Here is a 1,038-nt window from a genome sequence, read left to right as displayed (position 1 = left end):
GTCACCATTCTCAGCGGCTTCCTCGGAGCGGGGAAAACGACGCTGCTGAATCACATCCTGAGCAATCAGCAGGGGGTGAAGACCGCGGTGCTGGTGAATGAGTTCGGTGAAATCGGGATCGACAACGATCTGATCGTTACCACCGATGAAGACATGGTGGAGCTGAGCAACGGTTGCATCTGCTGCTCGATCAACGGCGAGCTGATGGAGGCGGTGGAACGGGTGATTGAACGCCCAGAACCGCTCGATTACATCGTCGTCGAAACCACCGGTCTGGCCGATCCCCTGCCGGTGGCCATGACCTTCCTTGGCAGTGAGCTGCGGAACCAAACCCGCCTGGATTCGATCATCACCTTGATCGATGCAGAAAACTTCGACGACGTCGTTCTGGACACGGAAGTTGGCCGGGCCCAGGTGATTTATGGCGACATCCTGCTGCTGAACAAGTGCGACCTCGTCTCAGAGGAGCGGCTTGAGGCTGTCGAGCAGCAACTCAGAGCCGTCAAGAACGATGCGCGGATCCTGCGGTCGGTGAAAGGGGAGGTGCCTCTTGCCCTGTTGCTCAGTGTCGGACTGTTCGAATCCGACAAGGTGAGTTCTCCCGCCGACGATCCGAGCCTGGATCACAGCGACTGCAACCACGACCATGGCCACTGCAGCCATGACCACAGCCATGGGCACGATCACAGCCATGGGCATGACCACGGTCACGGCCACAGCCATGGGGACGGTCATGACCACGGACATCATCACCACAGCCATGAGCACGGTGACCACCAGGACATCGAGGGCTTCACCTCCCTGTCGTTCCAGAGTGATGGGCCCTTTGCATTGCGCAAGTTCCAGAACTTCCTCGACAACCAGATGCCCCAGGAGGTGTTCCGGGCCAAGGGAATCCTCTGGTTCAACGAAAGCGAACGCCGCCATGTGTTCCATCTGGCAGGCAAACGCTTTTCCATCGACGACACCGACTGGACCGGTGATCGCAAAAATCAATTGGTGCTGATCGGCCGCAACATCGACCACAACAAACTGCGG

Annotated in this window: 1 protein-coding gene; it reads left to right on the top strand. The window is 58.4% G+C overall.

Translation table 11 applies throughout. The annotated features are described in order from the left end of the window. A partial coding sequence (locus DXY02_RS00005) for a GTP-binding protein (protein WP_137024338.1) occupies positions 1-1,038 on the top strand: 1,038 nt, incomplete at both ends.

The sequence above is a fragment of the Synechococcus sp. N19 genome, from assembly GCF_900474045.1.
In the GTDB taxonomy this organism is placed as follows: Bacteria; Cyanobacteriota; Cyanobacteriia; order PCC-6307; family Cyanobiaceae; genus Parasynechococcus.
Note: the sequence above shows the minus strand (reverse complement) of the source record. Positions and strands in the feature narration are given on the sequence as shown.